Origin of the sequence: Phenylobacterium sp., assembly GCF_041691455.1 — a bacterium.
Lineage (GTDB): Bacteria > Pseudomonadota > Alphaproteobacteria > Caulobacterales > Caulobacteraceae > Phenylobacterium.
This window is the reverse complement of the sequence record NZ_JBEPUO010000025.1, coordinates 1-15810: the sequence shown is the minus strand read 5'-3', so window position 1 is coordinate 15810 and position 15810 is coordinate 1. Positions and strand designations below refer to the sequence as shown.

The window sequence follows — 15810 nt, the reverse complement described above, 5'->3', positions numbered from 1 at the left end:
CAGACGATCCTATGGCCACGCCGTTCGCGAAGGAGACCGGATGCTGATCCTGCTGGGCGTGGCCGTCATCGTCGTCGGCTTCGCCATCCGCCTCAATCCGCTGCTGGTGGTGGTGCTGGCCGCGCTCACCAGCGGATGGTTCGCCGGGCTTTCGCCGCTGCAGGTGATCGCGGCCTTCGGCAAGGCCTTCAACGACAACCGCTTCGTCAGCACGGCCTACCTGGTCCTGCCGCTGGTGGGCGTGCTGGAGCGGGCCGGCCTGCGCGAGCGGGCCGCCAGGATCATCGCCGGCCTGCGGGGCGTGTCGGTCGGGCGCCTGCTGATCAGCTACATGGTCTTCCGCCAGGCGACCACGGCCGTGGGCCTGATGCCGATCGCCGGCCAGGCCCAGACCATCCGGCCTCTCGTCGCGCCGATGGCCGAGGCCGCCGCCGAGGTCCGTGACGGCCCGCCGGCGCCCGAGACCCGCTACGCGATCCGGGCCATGGCCGCGGCCACCGACAACGTCGCCGTCTTCTTCAGCGAGGACATCTTCGTGGCCATGGGTTCGGTGCTGCTGATGGTGGGCTTCCTGACCAGCAGCAAGATCGTGCTCGATCCGATCCACCTGTCGGTGTGGGCGATCCCGACGGCGCTGGCGGCCTTCGCCATCCATGCGACCAGGCTGGTGCTCTTCGACCGCCGCCTCGCGCGCCAGGCCGCGCCGTGATCAAGCTCGCCGTCGTCTATCTCCTGGCCGGGCTGATGTTCGCGGGCTTCGCGGTCCTGAGCGCGATCGACCGCGATAATCCGAAGTGGCCCGGCAACACCGCCTTCTGGTCGCTGGTGGCCCTGAGCTTCCTGGCCGGAGACCGGCTGGGCGATCTGGGGAACGGCGTCCTGGTGCTGGGCCTGGCGCTGCTCGCCGGCCTCGGACTCCTGGGCCGCAGCCAACCCAGGACAACCTCGCCCGAAGAGCGGACCGCGCTTTCCGAGCGGTTCGGCAACAGGCTCTTCGTCCCGGCGTTGATGCTGCCCCTGGTGGTGGCGATCGGGGTGCTGGTCCTGAAGCCCGTCCAGATCGGCGGCGTGCCGCTGATGGACCCCAAGCAGGCGACCCTGATTTCGCTGGCGCTGGCGGTGATCGTCGGCCTGGCGCTCGCGCTCAGCCTGCTCCGCCAGCCCGTGCTGAGCCCGCTGCAGGAAGGCCGGCGGCTGGTCGACACCGTCGGCTGGGCGGCGCTCTTGCCACAGTTCCTGGCGGCCTTGGGCGCGGTCTTCGCGCTGGCCGGCGTCGGCGCCCAGATCGGCCATCTCGTCACGACCTACCTGCCGGTCGACACCCGGCTGGCGGCGGTCGCGGTCTACTGCCTCGGGATGGCGGCCTTCACCATGCTGATGGGCAACGCGTTCGCCGCCTTCCCGGTGCTGACCGGCGGCGTCGGCATCCCGATCCTGGTGGTCCACTTCGGCGGCAATCCGGCGGTGATCGCCTCGATCGGCATGCTGTCGGGATTCTGCGGCACGCTGATGACCCCGCTCGCCGCCAACTTCAACCTCGTCCCGCCCGCGCTGCTGGAGATCCCCGACCGCTATGCGGTGATCAAGGCCCAGATCCCGACAGCGCTGCTCATGCTCCTGGTCAACACGGTGCTGATGTATGTCCTCGCCTTCCGCTAGCCGGCTCACGGCCGAGATCGCTTCCAAGTTCGCCGGCATCGCCCTGGGCCATGTGACGCGCGAATATCCCAACAAGCTCGACCACGTACTGAGCGGGCCGGCCGACGCGCGAGGGCCCCGCGACCTGCACCCGATTTTCTACGGCAGCTTCGACTGGCACTCCTGTGTGCACGGCTACTGGCTGCTGGCGAGCCTGCTGCGCCGCGAGCCCGGCATTCCAGAGGCGGGCGCCATCCGCGCGCTCTTCGACCAGGCCTTCACCGCGCAGAACGTCGGCGGCGAAGTCGCCTACCTCGCCCGTCCCTCGTCGCGGGGCTTCGAGCGGCCCTACGGCTGGGGCTGGCTGCTCAAGCTGCAGGCAGAGCTGATGGCCCACGAGGCCCCTTGGGCTGCGACCCATCAGCCGCTGGCGACCGTTTTCGCCGACCGCTTCCGCGACTTCCTGCCCAAGGCCCACTATCCGATTCGCACCGGCGTCCATTCCTCCACCGCCTTCGCCATCGCGCTGGCGCAGGACTACGCCGCCGCGGCGGGCGACGCGGCGCTCAGCGCCCTCTTCCGTGAAAAGGTCCGCGCCTGGTATCTCGCCGACCGCGACGCCCAGGCCTGGGAGCCCTCGGGCGATGAGTTCCTGTCCGCGACCCTGATGGAAGCCGAGTGCCTTCGCCGGCTGCTGCCGCCGGCCGAGTTCGCGCCTTGGCTCAAGGCCTTCCTGCCCCGGGCCGCGGAGCGCCAGCCGGCGAGCCTCTTCACCCCGGCGGAGGTCTCCGACCGCTCGGACGGCAAGATCGCCCACCTGGACGGCCTGAACTTCTCCCGCGCCTGGTGCTGGCGCGAGCTCGCCGCCACCCTGCCCCCAGCCGACCCCCTCGCCGCCGTGGCCGAAGCCACCGCCCAGGCGCACATGGCCGCGAGCCTGCCCCACGTCGCCGGCGACTACATGGGCGAGCACTGGCTTGCGTCCTTCGCGCTCCTGGCGATGACAGCCGGAGAAGATGTTGGATAGATTACGAATTTTTTAGAAACCGCCGCCACGCGGTTTTCAGCCACGAGGCCGCGCAGAACGCCGCGGATACGCGCATTGCCCCTGCGGAAAGCGGCAAAACCGCATGCGCATCGGCTTACACTTTCCTCCAGTGAAGCAAGTTTTCTGTCGAGGGCGGCTATGAAGCTCTGCGGTCAAATCTCCGTCGAACTCAACGTTGGCGACTATATCGAAGCCGCTGACCACCAGAAGCGTCTGGAAGACATCCTGAAGCTTGTGCGCGACGCCTATCCGGATGCGACGCTGGCCATGCGCGAGCGGCGCCAGCGCAAGGCCCTGCCCCTGACCCGCGCCGCGCCGCGCTCGGCCGCCACCGGGGCCCTGAACCGCTACGCCGACGACTGACGTCGCGAATGCGTCCGAGAGACTCCCTGCTTGAGGCCATCCTCACGTTGAAGGCGCTCGACCCGCGCATCAGCGTCAATGAGATCGTGGCCTTCCTCTACACCTGCGAGAACGAGGGCCTGTCGGTGCAGGAGCTGGCCTATGTGGCGGGCCTGACCCAGTCCACCGCCTCGCGCAGCCTGCGCTCGCTCGGCCGGCCGGGGTCCGACTGGGCCCAGGCGCCGGCGCTCGGCCTGGTGGACGCCTTCCTCAATCCCACCGACGGGCGCAGCCACGTGGTCCATCTGACCGACCGGGGGCGCGACCTTCGCGACCTCCTGGACGAGCTGATCCGCCGCGCCGTCCCCATTGAATATGGAGAATGAGCAGAGAATTTCTCATCGAATTTCATAGAAAACTCCATGCATAGTCGCAACAAACCCAAGATCGAATACCCATTCGTCACGTTGTTACGTCAGATGAACGCAAGTTAACTGTCGAGAATACGAATCCTGTGGTTGGCTCCCAACGATTGGGGAACGCCGACCGTCATGGCTTACGCACTCGACCGCCTGGACGTTCAGATCCTGGCCGCCTTGCAGGAGAACAACCAGGCCACGGCTCAGGCCCTGGCCGATCGGGTGCCGCTGTCGCCATCGGCCATCCTGCGCCGCATCCGCCAGTATCGCGACGAAGGCGTGATCTCCGCGGATGTCTCGATCATCGAGCCCGGCCAGGTCGGCGAGCGCATCTCGGTCATCATGATGGTGCAGCTCGAGCGCCACTCGCCGGCCGCGGTCGCGGAATTCCGCGCGCACCTCTGCCGCTCGCCGCACGTCCAGGTCTGTATGGAGATCTCCGGCGCCTACGACATCTCCTGCATCGCCATCTTCCGCGGCATGGAGGAGTTCAACGCCTTCACCGACACGAACATCGCCGGCCACGCGGCCGTGAGGCGGTACGAGGCCAGCTTCGTCAAGAAACGGGTCAAGTTCACCACGGCGATACCTCTATAGCCCCCAAAGATGAATTCAAGTCCGATTACAATATAAGAAACTTCGCATACTCAAGACTTTGTGACCACAACGCGACATCTCGGCATTATAAGCCGATTATATTCACCCTTAGGTTGACCCTCCCCGATCAGACTTAGCAACGTCCAGGCAATCGGACCCCCCGGCTGGGGGAGTCGGGACCCTGAAGCTTGTGATGCGCGGCCCGCCCTCTCGGGGTTGGCCGCCGGAGGATTCAATCTTGAAAACCCAAACCATCCGAGGGCGCCTGCTGGCTTCCTCGACGATCTGCGGCGCTGCGTTCCTGGCGCTTTCGACAACCCACGCCGTCGCCGCGGACGCGGCCGCGGGCGAAGTGTCCGAAGTCGTGGTCACCGGCTCGCGCATCCCGCAGCCGAACCTGACCAGCGTCAGCCCGATCCAGGTCGTGACCGACCAGGAGATCAAGCTGCAGGGCAAGACCGACGTCATCGACCTGATCAACAACCTGCCGCAGAACTTCCAGAACGCCGCGGTCGACTTCTCCGGCACCTCCAACCCGCTCTCCAGTCCCGGCGGCGTCTCGACCGCCGACCTGCGCGGGCTCGGACCGCAACGCACGCTCGTGCTGGTGGACGGCCGGCGGCTGGGTATCGGCGACGCCAACACCGGCAACCCGAACCCCGCGCCGGACCTCAACCAGATCCCCGCCGCGCTCGTCGACCGCGTCGAGGTGCTGACCGGCGGCGCGTCCGCGACCTACGGCTCCGACGCCGTGGCCGGGGTCGTCAACTTCGTCATGAAGCACAACTTCCAGGGCGTGCAGATCGACGGCCAGGTGGGCATGGCCCAGCACAGCCAGAACAACGAGCAGGGCATCCAGGGCCTCGAACGGGCCGGCGGGATCACCGTCCCGAAGGGCGATGTCTGGGACGGCCGCTCCCGCGACCTGTCGATCCTGGTCGGCACCAACGGCGCCGACGACCGGATGAACATCACGGCCTACCTCGCCTATCACAAGCAGGACCCGGTCTCGCAGTCGACGCGCGACTATTCGGCCTGCCAGATCCGGGTGCGGAGCGGCACGACGCCCTTCTGCAACGGCTCGCCCAACTCAAACCAGTTCTTCCAGGCGACCGGCAGCGGGCCGGGCATCGACAACGTCACCGGCTTCGCCGTCGTCGGCCGCCAGTTCATCGACTATGCGGTCGCACCGACCACGGTGAGCCCGCCGCTGCTCTTCAACTCCAACCCGTTCCAGTACCTGCAGCACGACGACGAGCGCTACTCGGCCGGCTTCTTCTCGCATTACGAGCTGTCCAAGAACCTCGACCTTTACGGCGAGTTTTCCTACATGAACGACCGCTCGACGACGGCCGTCGCACCGTCGGGGCTGTTCCAGGGCAGCGGGCCGTCACCGAACGGCGGCTTCCTGGTCAACTGCAACAACCCGCTCCTTAGCGCCCAGCAAGCCAATACCCTCTGCTCGGCGGCGGAAATCGCCAGCGGCGCCAACGTCGACCTGATCTATGGCCGGCGGAATATTGAGGGCGGTCCCCGCGCCAGCACCTACGAGCACGAGAACTATCGCGCGGTGGTCGGGGCCAGGGGCGACGTGCCTGACTTCGACGGGTGGAAGTACGACGCCTACGCCCAGTACTACTACACGACCCTCTTCCAATCGAATGAGAACTACCTCTCCAACCGGCGCATCCAGAACGCCCTGCAGGTGGTCAACGTCGGCGGCACGCCGACCTGCGTCGCCAAGGTCAACGGGTCGGACCCCGGGTGCATCCCGTACAACATCTTCACCGAGGGCGGCGTCACCGCCGATCAGGTGGCCTACCTGAATTCGACGGGCACTTCCTACGGCAAGATCAGCGAGACGATCGTCGAGGCCACCCTGACCGGCGAACTCGGCCGCTACGGCATCAAGTCGCCGTGGGCCGACGATGGCGTGGGCGTGTCGGTCGGCATCCAGGACCGGCGCCAGACCTATAACTACCAGCCCGACGCGAACGAGCTGTCGAACGACCTGTCCGGCTTCGGCGGGGCGGGCACGATCGTCAACGCGAGCCTGGGCGTCACCGAAGGCTACGGCGAGTTCCGCGCCCCGATCGTCCAGCACCAGCCGTTCTTCGACGAACTCACCCTCGACGGCGGCTACCGCTATTCGCACTACTCGAACGACGTGACCGCCGACACTTACAAGATCGGCCTGCAGTGGGCGCCGGTTCAGGACATCAAGTTCCGCGCCTCCTTCAACCGGGCGATCCGCGCGCCGAACATCCTGGAACTGTTCAACCCGCAGTCGGTGACCAACCAGAGCGAGGTCTCCGTCGACCCCTGCGCGCCGACCCCCACGGGTCCGGCGACGGCCACGCTCGCACAGTGCATGAACACCGGCGTCACGGCCGCCCAGTACGGCAACGGCGGCTCGACCAACCACATCATCCAGTGCCCGTCGGGCCAGTGCGCGGTGCTGAACGGGGGCAACACCAAGCTCACGCCCGAGCGGGCCAACACCTATTCGGTGGGCTTCACGGTGCGCCCGAGCTTCCTGGAAGGGTTCATCGGCAGCGTCGACTACTTCTCGATCAAGCTGGACAACACGATCAGCAAGATCCCGCTGGCCTTCACCCTGAACCAGTGCCTGACGACCGGGAACCCGGTCTTCTGCTCCGGCGTGGTGCGTAATCCGAGCGGTCTGCTGTTCGGCACCTCAGTGGTCGGCGGCGGCTACATCAACGGCACCGCGGTGAACATCGGGGCCGGCGAGTTCGACGGCGTCGACCTGCAGGCGACCTACAACATGCCGCTCAGCAAGATCGGCCTGGACGAGACGCTGGGCAGCCTGCAGTTCAACTTCATCGGCTCGGCCCTGATGAAGGCGACAACGACGCCGACGCCGGGCGCCCACACCTATGACTGCGCGGGGCTTTACGGGGCGACCTGCCAGACGGTGAACCCGAAGTGGCGTCATACGCTGCGGGCGTCCTGGCAAGCGCCGTGGGACCTGCTGCTGTCCGCCCAATGGCGTTACATCGGCAAGACGACCCTGGACTCCAACAGCAGCGACCCGACGCTGACCAACGGCGCCCATGACACCTTCGACGGCACGTTGCGGGCGGTGAGCTACCTCGACCTGGCCGGGATCTGGAAGGTCAATAAGGCGCTCTCCATCCGGGCCGGCGTCAACAACGTCTTCGACAAGGATCCGCAGATCCTGAACTCGGCGATCGTCGGAACGGGCCTGCCCAACGCCTACCCAACCTACGACTTCCTAGGCCGGGCGATGTTCGTCGGTTTCACGGCCAACTTCTGACCTGGAACGGCAGTGGGGCGGCGGAGCGATCCGTCGCCCTACCCTGCCGTCGCATCGAAGATCGGGAAATAGCAAAAGATGAAGTCACAAATGACTGCAATATAGCTATATGCGATTACTTTGATCTTTGTGTCCAATTCGAGACATGTTCCCGACATTACCTTCCATCCCGTGACATGCGCGTTGACCGCCTCCTGCAGTACTCAGTAACTCCAGCGTAACCGGGGCCTCCAACAGGAGTCCCGGGACTGATTTTGTGGGGGAGGCCAGCTCCGACCGGGGCCAGGCCGCTGGAGGAGTTGACCTTGAAAATTCAAAACACCCGGGAGCGCCTGTTGGCCTCCTCGATGATCTGCGGCGTGGCCCTCCTCGGCCTCTCCGCGACTAGCGCCTCCGCAGCCGCGGCCGCCGCCGCGGCGGCCGGCGAAGTCTCCGAAATCGTCGTCACCGGGACGCGCATCCCGACGCCGAACCTGACCAGCGTCGCGCCGGTCACCTCCGTCAGCTCCGCCGACATCAAGGCCCAGGGCGTGACCCGGGTCGAAGACCTGATCAACTCGCTGCCACAATCGTTCGCGGCTCAGGGCTCCAACATCTCCAACAACTCCAACGGCATCGCCACCGTCAACCTGCGGGGCCTGGGCGCCACCCGCACCCTGGTGCTGATCGACGGCCGCCGGCTGATGTCCGGCAACCCGACATCGAACGCCACGACGCCCGTCGCCGCCGACCTGAACTTCATCCCCGCCTCCCTGGTGGAGCGGGTGGACGTGCTGACCGGCGGCGCCTCGGCCGTCTACGGCGCCGACGCCGTGGCCGGCGTCGTCAACTTCATGCTGAAGAAGAATTTCGAGGGCGTCAGCCTCGATGCGCAGTACTCGATCTACCAGCACAGCCAGCACGACGGCGAAATCCAGTCGGTGGTCCGCGACGCCCGCGCCCGCGCCGCGGTGCCCGACAACTTCATCGTTCCCGGCGATTTCAAGGGCGGCGAAGGCAGCCAAGTCTCCCTCACGCTGGGCGTCAACGCCCCGGACGGCAAGGGCAACATCACCGCCTATGCCACCCACGTGCAGATCAACCCGGTGCTGGCCTCGAGCTATGACTACACGGCCTGTACGCTGAACTCCGGCGCGACCTTCCTGCAAGCCGGTTGCGGCGGCTCGGGCACGGCTTTCCCGACCCGCTTCGGCAGCTTCATCGTCGACCCTTCGGGCCCCGGCAACACCTTCCGGGCGCGTAATTCGGCGAGCGACGTCTACAACTTCTCGCCGACCAACTACCTGCAGCGTCCCGACCAGCGCTACGGCATGGGGGCCTTCGCCCACTACGAGATCAATCCGCACTTCCAGGCCTATGCCGACCTGATGTTCATGGAGGACAACTCCACGGCGGCGATCGCGCCCGGCGGCATCTTCGCCCAGAGCGGTCCGGGACCCGGCGGCGCCTTCGCCATCAACTGCGACAACCCGCTGATGACAGCCGTGCAGCAAGGCCAGCTCTGCGGCGCGGCGGCCGGCACGGCCACCAACGTCAACGTCATCGTGGCCCGCCGGAACGTCGAAGGCGGCGGCCGCCTGACGATCTTCGATCACCAGGAGCAGCGCTACGTCGTCGGCCTGAAGGGCGAGCTTGCCGGTGACTGGACCTACGACGCGTACATGCAGTACGGCAAGACGTCGCTGAGCCAGGAGCAGGACAACAACTTCCTGACCTCGCGGATCAACCGGGCGCTGATCGCGCGGCGCAACGCCGCCGGCCAGATCGTCTGCCAGTCGGTGATCGACGGGACGGACCCGGCCTGTATCCCCTACAACTCCTTCCAGCTCGGCGGGGTCACGCCTGCGGCGTTGAACTATCTGCAGGCCCCGACCTTCTCGAGCGGCAACATCATCGAGCAGGTCGCCAGCGCCAACGTGGTTGGCTCGCTGCCGGACTCCATCAAGAGCCCGTGGTCGATGGACAAGATCGGCGTCAGCCTCGGCGCCGAATATCGCCGCGAACACCTCGACTCCAAGTCGGACGTGCCGCAGGCGACCGGTGATGTGAACGGCAACGGCGCGGCCAAGCCTCCGGTGAACGGCGGCTTCGACGTCTACGAACTCTACGGCGAAGCCCGCGTGCCCTTGGTGCAGGACGTGCCGTTCGCCAAGGACATCACCGCCGAGCTGGCCTACCGGTTCTCGGACTATTCGAACGCCGGGACGACCAACACCTACAAGGTGTCCGGCGACTGGACGATCATCGACGGCGTCCGCCTCCGCGCCGGCTACAACCGCGCCGTTCGCGCCCCGAACGTGGTCGAGCTCTTCGCCCCGGCCAATGTGGTGCTCGACGGCACGGTCGACCCCTGCGCCGGCCTGACCGCCGGCAACGCGCTCGTCGCCCGCTGCGCCACCCTGTTCGGCCTGACCCAGGCCCAGGTCCTGGCCATCGAGCCCGATCCGGCCAGCCAGTACAACGGCCAGGTCGGCGGCAACCCGAACCTGCGTCCGGAAAAGGCCGACACCTACACCGTGGGCTTTGTCTGGTCGCCGAGCTTCCTGCCGGGCGCGAACCTGACCGTCGACTGGTTCGACATCAAGGTTGAGGATTACATCGCCAACATCGGCGCCAACGTGATCATCAACGCCTGTGTGCTGCAGAACAGCGCGTCGGCCTGCGCCCTCGTGCACCGCGACGCCGTCGGGACAATCCACTCCACCAACGGCTTCGTCACCGATACCGAAGTCAACCAAGGCGCCCTACACACCTCGGGCGTCGACGTGAACGCGAGCTACCACACCGGGCTCGACAAGTTCGGCCTCGACAACATGGGCTCGATCTCGGCGAGCTTCGTCGGCACCTGGCTCGACAAGCTCGAGACGACCGTGATCAACGGCCAGACCGCGATCGACTGCGCGGGCCTCTACGGCTCGACCTGCACCACGCTGGGCGGGTCCGCCAACCCGAACCCCAAGTGGCGCCACAAGCTGCGCGTCACCTGGAACACGCCGTTCGAGTACGGGTTCTTCGGCAACCTCGGCCTGTCGGCCCAATGGCGCTACTTCTCCAGCGTCGATGTGGACGGCACGTCCAGCCAACCGGCGCTGCACACCCTGAACGTCGCGCCGACCGACAAGACCCTGTCCTCGCGCAGCTATCTGGACCTGCTGGCGACCTTCAAGGTGAAGGACAACTATTCCTTCCGGGTCGGCATCAACAACATCCTGGACCGGGATCCGCCGCTCGCGGGTTCGGGCGGCACGACCAACCCGGCGACGGGTCAGCTGTTCCCGTCCAACTGCCCGGCCGGCGCCTGTAACCAGAACGTCTACGCCCAGATGTACGACACCCTGGGCCGCTACATCTTCGTGGGCCTGACCGCCGACTTCTAACGCGAGCAGACCACCTCCAGAGATCGGGCGGCGGAGCAATCCGCCGCCCTTTTTCTATCGCTCGTCGAAGAGCCGGCGCAGGACTGCGGGCGCGAGCCCCGGCAGGTCCTCGGAGATCAGACCCGGCCCGTGCAGCTCGGCAGCCTCGGCGTGGATCCAGGCTCCCGCGCAGGCCGCTTCGAAGCTTTCCATCCCCTGCGCCACCAAGCCGCCGACGAAGCCGGCCAGCACGTCGCCCGAACCGGCGGTTGCGAGCCAGGGCGAGCCGTTGCCGTTGACCGCACAGCGCCCGTCCGGCGCGGCGATCACCGTGTCGGACCCCTTCAGCAGCACGACGGCGCCGGCCCGTTCGGCGGCGGTCCGCGCGGCGCTGATCCGCTCGGGCGAGGCGGCCAGCAGGCCCGGGAACAGCCGCTCGAACTCGCCCGGGTGCGGGGTCAGCACGTCGTCGCGGTCCAGCAGCGAGAACAGCTCCTCCGGGTCGTCGCGGAAGACGGTGATGGCGTCGGCGTCCAGCACCAGGGCCGCCCCGGTCTTGGCCAGCGCCAGCACGTTCAGGAGCGTGGGCTCACCGACGCCGGCCGCCGGCCCGATCACCGCGGCGTCGACGTCCTTGGCGGCCTGCTCCAGTTCGAGGTCGGTCTCGAAGGCCCGCAGCATCACCGCCTCCAGATGGGCCGCGTTCACCGCCAGCGCCTCCGGCGGCGAGAGCACCGTCACCAGCCCCGCGCCGATCCGCAGGCCCGCCCGCGCCGCCAGCCGCGCCGCCCCGGTGCTCGCAGCCTCCCCACTCACCACCACCAGCCGGCCGCGGGCATGTTTGTGCGACGCCGCCGACGGCCACGGGAAGCGCGGCAGCCAGAGTTCCGGCCCATTCTCGACCGTCTTCCCGTGCGCCGCGGCCAGGCCGATGTCGGCCACGATCACCTCGCCGCAACGGCTGCGTCCCGGCTCCAGGACATGCGCCGGCTTCTTGGCGTGGAAGGTCACCGTCAGGATCGCGCGGGCGGCGGGTCCGACGGGCTTGCCGGTGTCGCCCGGGACACCGCTCGGCGTATCGAGGGCGACCACCTGTTCCGGCGCCTCGGCCATGCGCAGCGCCGCCGCCGCCGCGGGGCCGCCGAGGGGCCGCTTGAGTCCCGCGCCGAACAGGGCGTCGATCCAGACCCCGGGCTCGAGCGCGCCGTTCAGCGGCGCGGTGGCGCCATCCCAGCGGGCGCTGGCGGCCTGGGCGGCCTGGGTCGCCGGCTCGCCGAAGGATCGCACCTCCACCGGCCAGCCGCGGTCCCTGAGGAGGCGCGCGACCACATAGCCGTCGCCACCGTTGTTGCCCGGCCCGCAGAGCACCAGCGCCGGCTGGCGGGCGAACCGGGCGCAGACCGCGTCGGCCACGGCCGTCCCGGCGCGCTCCATCAGCGTCAGGCCGGGCGTTCCAGCCGCGATCGCCGCCGCATCGGCCCGGGCCATCTCCGAGACGGTAAGAATTTGCCGTATCAAACGCTTAACGCCCCATCCTAAAGTACGCCCGTGGTCGCTTCGCGGCCCATCTCTACCAAACTCAGCGTGGCGCCATCGGTTTCCAGCACGGTGATCGACGCATGGTCCGGCCGAAAGGCCAGCACCTTCGGATCGCCCAGTAGCTGGGAGACCACGGCATTGGTCGCCACATAGTGCGAGAAGACCGCGGTGTGGCCGCGCGCCGCCAGCGAGGCGGTGATCTCGGCGCGCCAGGCATCGTAGTCGAGGTCGCCTTCGATCTCGGCCCAGGTCCCGGCGAAGGACGTGCGCAGCCACGGACCGCGCTCGTCCGCGGCGAGCGCCGCCGGCGTCGGGATCTCCCCGACCCGCGCGTCGATCTCCACCGCCACGCCCAGCGCGGCCGCCGTCGGGTCGGCAGTCTCGCGGCAGCGGCGCAGCGGCGAGCTCACCACCTTGGTCGGCCGGTCGGCCGCCGGCAGGGCCATGAGCCAATCCCGCGCCGCCCGCGCCTGCGCCTGCCCCGTCTCGTCCAGCCCCGGATCGTCGTCGTCCCCGCCCCAGACGGCGGCCGGCTTGCCGTGGCGGATCAGATAGAGGCGGGCCATGGGCGTCAGTCCGGGGTGAAGAGGTTGGTCTGGCCGCCAGGACCCGCATCCGGACCCGGGCCGACGCGCCCAGAGCGTCCGACCTGCTCGCCCTGCTCCAGGCCGGCCAGGGTCTCCGGATCGCCCGGCGTGTGGGCCACAAACCGGCGATCGGCCTCGTCGCGCCCGATGACGATCCCCATGAACGGCCCTTCGCGGCGGTGGACGACGGTGTAGGTCTCGATCCTGGCCGGACCTTGCGGCGTTTCGGTGACGGCCGGGTGCGGCAGGGCGTCGATCTGGCGCTGCAGGACGCCGGGGTCCTGGCGCTCGAACGGCGCCTTGGGCCGCGTCGTCGAATAGACACCGGTCGACTGCTTGGTGAGGTACCAGCCGTTCGCCGTGACCAGCCCGTGGGCCCCCGGCTTGGCCCGCAGCTTCTGCGCCATCACGGCGATGGAGTGCATGGCGTAGTTGTTCCCCGGACCGCCGGCGTAGGGCAGTCCGCCGGTCACGGTCAGGCCGCGCGGATCGTCGAGCGCCAGCCCCAGTTCCTCGGCCCCGATCTCCACCGCGACCGGGAAGCAGGAATAGAGATCGATGAAGTCGATATCGCTCAAGGCGACGCCCGCCATCTCCAGCGCCCGCTGGCCGGTCAGCCGCATGGCCGGGCTCGAATGGAAGTTCTGCCGGTCGAGCGGGAACCACAGGTCGGCGGCGTCTGCGCAGCCGTGCAGATAGACCCACCGGTCCTCCGGCACGCCGAGCTCTCGGGCCTTGCGCTCGCTGGCGATGATCGCGCCGGCCGACTGATCGACCTCCATGATGGCGTTGAGCAGCTTCGGATAGGGGAAGCCGACCATGCGGTTGCGGTCGGAAACCGCGACCAGGTCCTCGGCCGTGCGCTCGACAGGGAACCAGGCCTCGGGATTATCCGCCGCCACCTTGGTGAAGGGCGCGAAGAGCCGGCCGAGCCGCGCCTGGTGGTCGGCGAGCGAGCGATGGTCGCGGGCCCGGAGCGCGTTCTCGAACAGCGGATAGGTGTTGATCGGCCGGTTCAGCCCGTGCCGCGCCTCGTAGGGGGTGACTCCGGGGCGAGGATCGCCGATCCGCTGCGGCTCCGGCAGGTCCTGGTCCTCATGCCAGTCGTCGAATCCCAGGCCCTTGGTCAGCCGCTTCACCGCCGAGCCGAGGAACTCCGCGCCCACCGCCAGCGCCAGCTCGGTCTCGCCGCGGGCGATCCGCTCGGCGATGACATTGACGAGCTGCTGAGGCGTGTTGCCGCCCATGTGCGAATAGACGGCCCAGCGAGGCGCGGCGCTGAGTTCCTTGGCGAGGCTGGCGGGCGGGTTCGACGAATGCGGGATGGTGCTCCGCGTCGAGCCCGGCGCGTCGATGGTGAAGCCCGCCACCGCCAGGCCATCGATCGCCGCCAGACCCGCTGGGCCGATCCCCGCGTCCGCCGCCGCCCGTTCCGCCGCAATCTTCAGCAGGGCGACCGGAGAGGGCGAGGCGGCCGGATCGCCGCGATAGGTGAATTGGCCCACTCCGATGAGAACTGGGGTCGTCCCGTCCATGCCGCCTGCGCCTCCGAGCGTTGAAGGCCGCGATCCTAGGGGCCGAAACCGCGCTCTTGAAGGCAATTCGGCGCTGTCCGGTTTTTGATCTTGCGGCGCCTCAATTCTAGGCGCCGGCCGCTTTGCGGCGCAGGGTGCGCACCAGCACCCGCGAGCGCGCTTGTGAGGCCGCGCTGAGCTGTGCTCCGTCGCCCACGACCGCCCCCGGTTGCTTTTGGGGGAGCGGCCGCGTCCGAGGGTGCATGAAAAAGATCGAAGCCATCATCAAGCCGTTCAAGCTGGACGAGGTGAAGGAGGCCCTGCAGGAGCTGGGCGTCCAGGGCATGACGGTCATCGAGGCCAAGGGCTACGGGCGCCAGAAGGGCCAGACCGAGCTCTACCGCGGCGCGGAGTACGTCGTGGACTTCCTGCCCAAGATCAAGATCGAGGTCGTGGTGGCCGACGACCAGGCGGGACGCGCCATCGAGGCCATCGCCAACGCGGCGCGCACCGGCCGCATCGGCGACGGCAAGATCTTCATTTCCGACGTCCTCGACGTCATGCGCATCCGGACGGGAGAAACCGGGGCCGACGCCATCTAACCTTCCATCAAATCGAGATTTCTAAAGGGGATAACCACCATGGCCACCGCCAAAGACATCCTGGCCCAGATCAAGGAAAAGGACGTCAAATACGTCGACGTGCGCTTCACCGACATCCGCGGCCAGATGCAGCACGTGACCTTCGACATCGACCTGGTCGACGACGACTTCCTGACCGACGGCACCATGTTCGACGGCTCGTCGATCGCCGGCTGGAAGGCGATCAACGAAAGCGACATGAAGCTGCGGCCCGACCTCGCCTCGGCGCACATCGACCCCTTCTATCAGCAGACGACGATGGTGCTGTTCTGCGACGTGGTGAACCCCGACACCAACACCCCCTACAATCGCGACCCGCGCTCGATCGCCAAGGGCGCGCTGAACTATGTGAAGTCGGCCGGGATCGGCGACACGGTCTACTTCGGGCCGGAAGCCGAGTTCTTCATCTTCGACGACGTGCGCTGGGGCACCGCGCCCGACCACACCTTCTACGCCTACGACTCCATGGAGCTGCCGGTCAGTGCGGCCAAGTCCTATCCCGAAGGCAACATGGGCCACCGCCCGGGGCCCAAGGGCGGCTACTTCCCGGTCAATCCGACCGACAGCGCCCAGGACCTGCGCGGCGAGATGCTGGCGGTGATGGGCGAGCTCGGCATGATGCCGGAAAAGCACCACCACGAGGTGGCGCCCGCCCAGCACGAACTCGGCCTGAAGTTCTCCGACCTGCTGACCATGGCCGACCGGCTGCAGCTCTATAAGTACGTGATCAAGAACGTCGCCCACGCCTACGGCAAAACGGCGACCTTCATGGCCAAGCCGATGTTCGCCGACAACGGCTCGGGCATGCACGTCCACCAGTCGATCTGG

13 protein-coding genes are annotated in these 15810 nt (G+C 67.8%); 10 read left to right on the top strand and 3 right to left on the bottom strand.

Features of this window, described 5'->3' with window-relative positions; translation table 11 throughout:
• Positions 1–40 precede the first annotated feature (40 nt).
• The 8 genes from ACESMY_RS19345 to ACESMY_RS19310 all read left to right on the top strand — a co-directional run bounded on the left by ACESMY_RS19345 (position 41) and on the right by ACESMY_RS19310 (position 10722).
• Positions 41–709 (top strand): DUF969 domain-containing protein, encoded by a 669-nt coding sequence (locus ACESMY_RS19345; protein WP_372786256.1) that lies wholly within the window; start codon positions 41–43, stop codon positions 707–709.
• Positions 706–1659, top strand: a complete 954-nt coding sequence (locus ACESMY_RS19340; RefSeq protein ID WP_372786255.1) for a DUF979 domain-containing protein — start codon at positions 706–708, stop codon at positions 1657–1659. Before ACESMY_RS19345 ends, ACESMY_RS19340 begins: the two co-directional genes overlap by 4 nt.
• Positions 1640–2665: a DUF2891 domain-containing protein gene (locus ACESMY_RS19335; protein ID WP_372786254.1), complete on the top strand. Its 1026-nt coding sequence runs from the start codon at positions 1640–1642 to the stop codon at positions 2663–2665. The genes ACESMY_RS19340 and ACESMY_RS19335 overlap by 20 nt, the downstream gene beginning before the upstream one ends.
• Before the next feature lie 159 nt (positions 2666–2824).
• Positions 2825–3049, top strand: coding sequence for a hypothetical protein (locus ACESMY_RS19330; protein WP_372786253.1), 225 nt, complete (start codon positions 2825–2827; stop codon positions 3047–3049).
• 8 nt (positions 3050–3057) lie between these two features.
• Entirely contained in the window at positions 3058–3414 is a 357-nt protein-coding gene (locus ACESMY_RS19325) for a MarR family winged helix-turn-helix transcriptional regulator (protein WP_372786252.1), read from the top strand.
• 165 nt (positions 3415–3579) lie between these two features.
• Positions 3580–4044, top strand: a complete 465-nt coding sequence (locus tag ACESMY_RS19320) for an Lrp/AsnC family transcriptional regulator (RefSeq protein ID WP_372786251.1) — start codon at positions 3580–3582, stop codon at positions 4042–4044.
• Positions 4045–4282: 238 nt separating this feature from the next.
• Complete coding sequence (locus tag ACESMY_RS19315; RefSeq protein WP_372786250.1) at positions 4283–7345, top strand: TonB-dependent receptor domain-containing protein; 3063 nt, start codon at positions 4283–4285, stop codon at positions 7343–7345.
• Between the two features lie 305 nt (positions 7346–7650).
• Positions 7651–10722 carry a TonB-dependent receptor domain-containing protein gene (locus tag ACESMY_RS19310; protein WP_372786249.1) on the top strand — a complete coding sequence of 1024 codons (3072 nt, stop codon included), beginning with the start codon at positions 7651–7653 and terminating at the stop codon, positions 10720–10722.
• 54 nt (positions 10723–10776) lie between these two features.
• On the opposite strand, the gene ACESMY_RS19305 is transcribed toward ACESMY_RS19310, so the two are convergent.
• The 3 genes from ACESMY_RS19305 to ACESMY_RS19295 are packed head-to-tail and all read right to left on the bottom strand — an operon-like array spanning position 10777 to position 14362.
• Positions 10777–12219 (bottom strand): NAD(P)H-hydrate dehydratase, encoded by a 1443-nt coding sequence (locus ACESMY_RS19305; protein ID WP_372786248.1) that lies wholly within the window; start codon positions 12217–12219, stop codon positions 10777–10779.
• Positions 12220–12236: 17 nt separating this feature from the next.
• On the bottom strand, positions 12237–12806 hold the full coding sequence (locus tag ACESMY_RS19300; protein WP_372786247.1) for a histidine phosphatase family protein: 570 nt from the start codon (positions 12804–12806) through the stop codon (positions 12237–12239).
• 5 nt (positions 12807–12811) lie between these two features.
• Positions 12812–14362 carry an acetyl-CoA acetyltransferase gene (locus ACESMY_RS19295; RefSeq protein WP_372786246.1) on the bottom strand — a complete coding sequence of 517 codons (1551 nt, stop codon included), beginning with the start codon at positions 14360–14362 and terminating at the stop codon, positions 12812–12814.
• Between the two features lie 242 nt (positions 14363–14604).
• Between ACESMY_RS19295 and ACESMY_RS19290 the strand changes: the two genes are divergently transcribed.
• Positions 14605–14943: a P-II family nitrogen regulator gene (locus tag ACESMY_RS19290; protein ID WP_372786245.1), complete on the top strand. Its 339-nt coding sequence runs from the start codon at positions 14605–14607 to the stop codon at positions 14941–14943.
• A 39-nt stretch (positions 14944–14982) separates the two neighbouring features.
• Positions 14983–15810, top strand: an 828-nt coding sequence (locus tag ACESMY_RS19285) for a glutamine synthetase beta-grasp domain-containing protein (protein ID WP_372786244.1), incomplete at its 3' end; no start/stop codon positions are given.

Coding starts and splice junctions, on each gene's coding strand:
- ACESMY_RS19345 (WP_372786256.1), top strand. CDS start 41: ATGCTGATCCTGCTGGGCGTGGCCGTCATCGTCGTCGGCTTCGCCATC.
- ACESMY_RS19335 (WP_372786254.1), top strand. CDS start 1,640: ATGTCCTCGCCTTCCGCTAGCCGGCTCACGGCCGAGATCGCTTCCAAG.
- ACESMY_RS19295 (WP_372786246.1), bottom strand. CDS start 14,362: ATGGACGGGACGACCCCAGTTCTCATCGGAGTGGGCCAATTCACCTAT.
- ACESMY_RS19320 (WP_372786251.1), top strand. CDS start 3,580: ATGGCTTACGCACTCGACCGCCTGGACGTTCAGATCCTGGCCGCCTTG.
- ACESMY_RS19300 (WP_372786247.1), bottom strand. CDS start 12,806: ATGGCCCGCCTCTATCTGATCCGCCACGGCAAGCCGGCCGCCGTCTGG.
- ACESMY_RS19290 (WP_372786245.1), top strand. CDS start 14,605: ATGAAAAAGATCGAAGCCATCATCAAGCCGTTCAAGCTGGACGAGGTG.
- ACESMY_RS19330 (WP_372786253.1), top strand. CDS start 2,825: ATGAAGCTCTGCGGTCAAATCTCCGTCGAACTCAACGTTGGCGACTAT.
- ACESMY_RS19325 (WP_372786252.1), top strand. CDS start 3,058: ATGCGTCCGAGAGACTCCCTGCTTGAGGCCATCCTCACGTTGAAGGCG.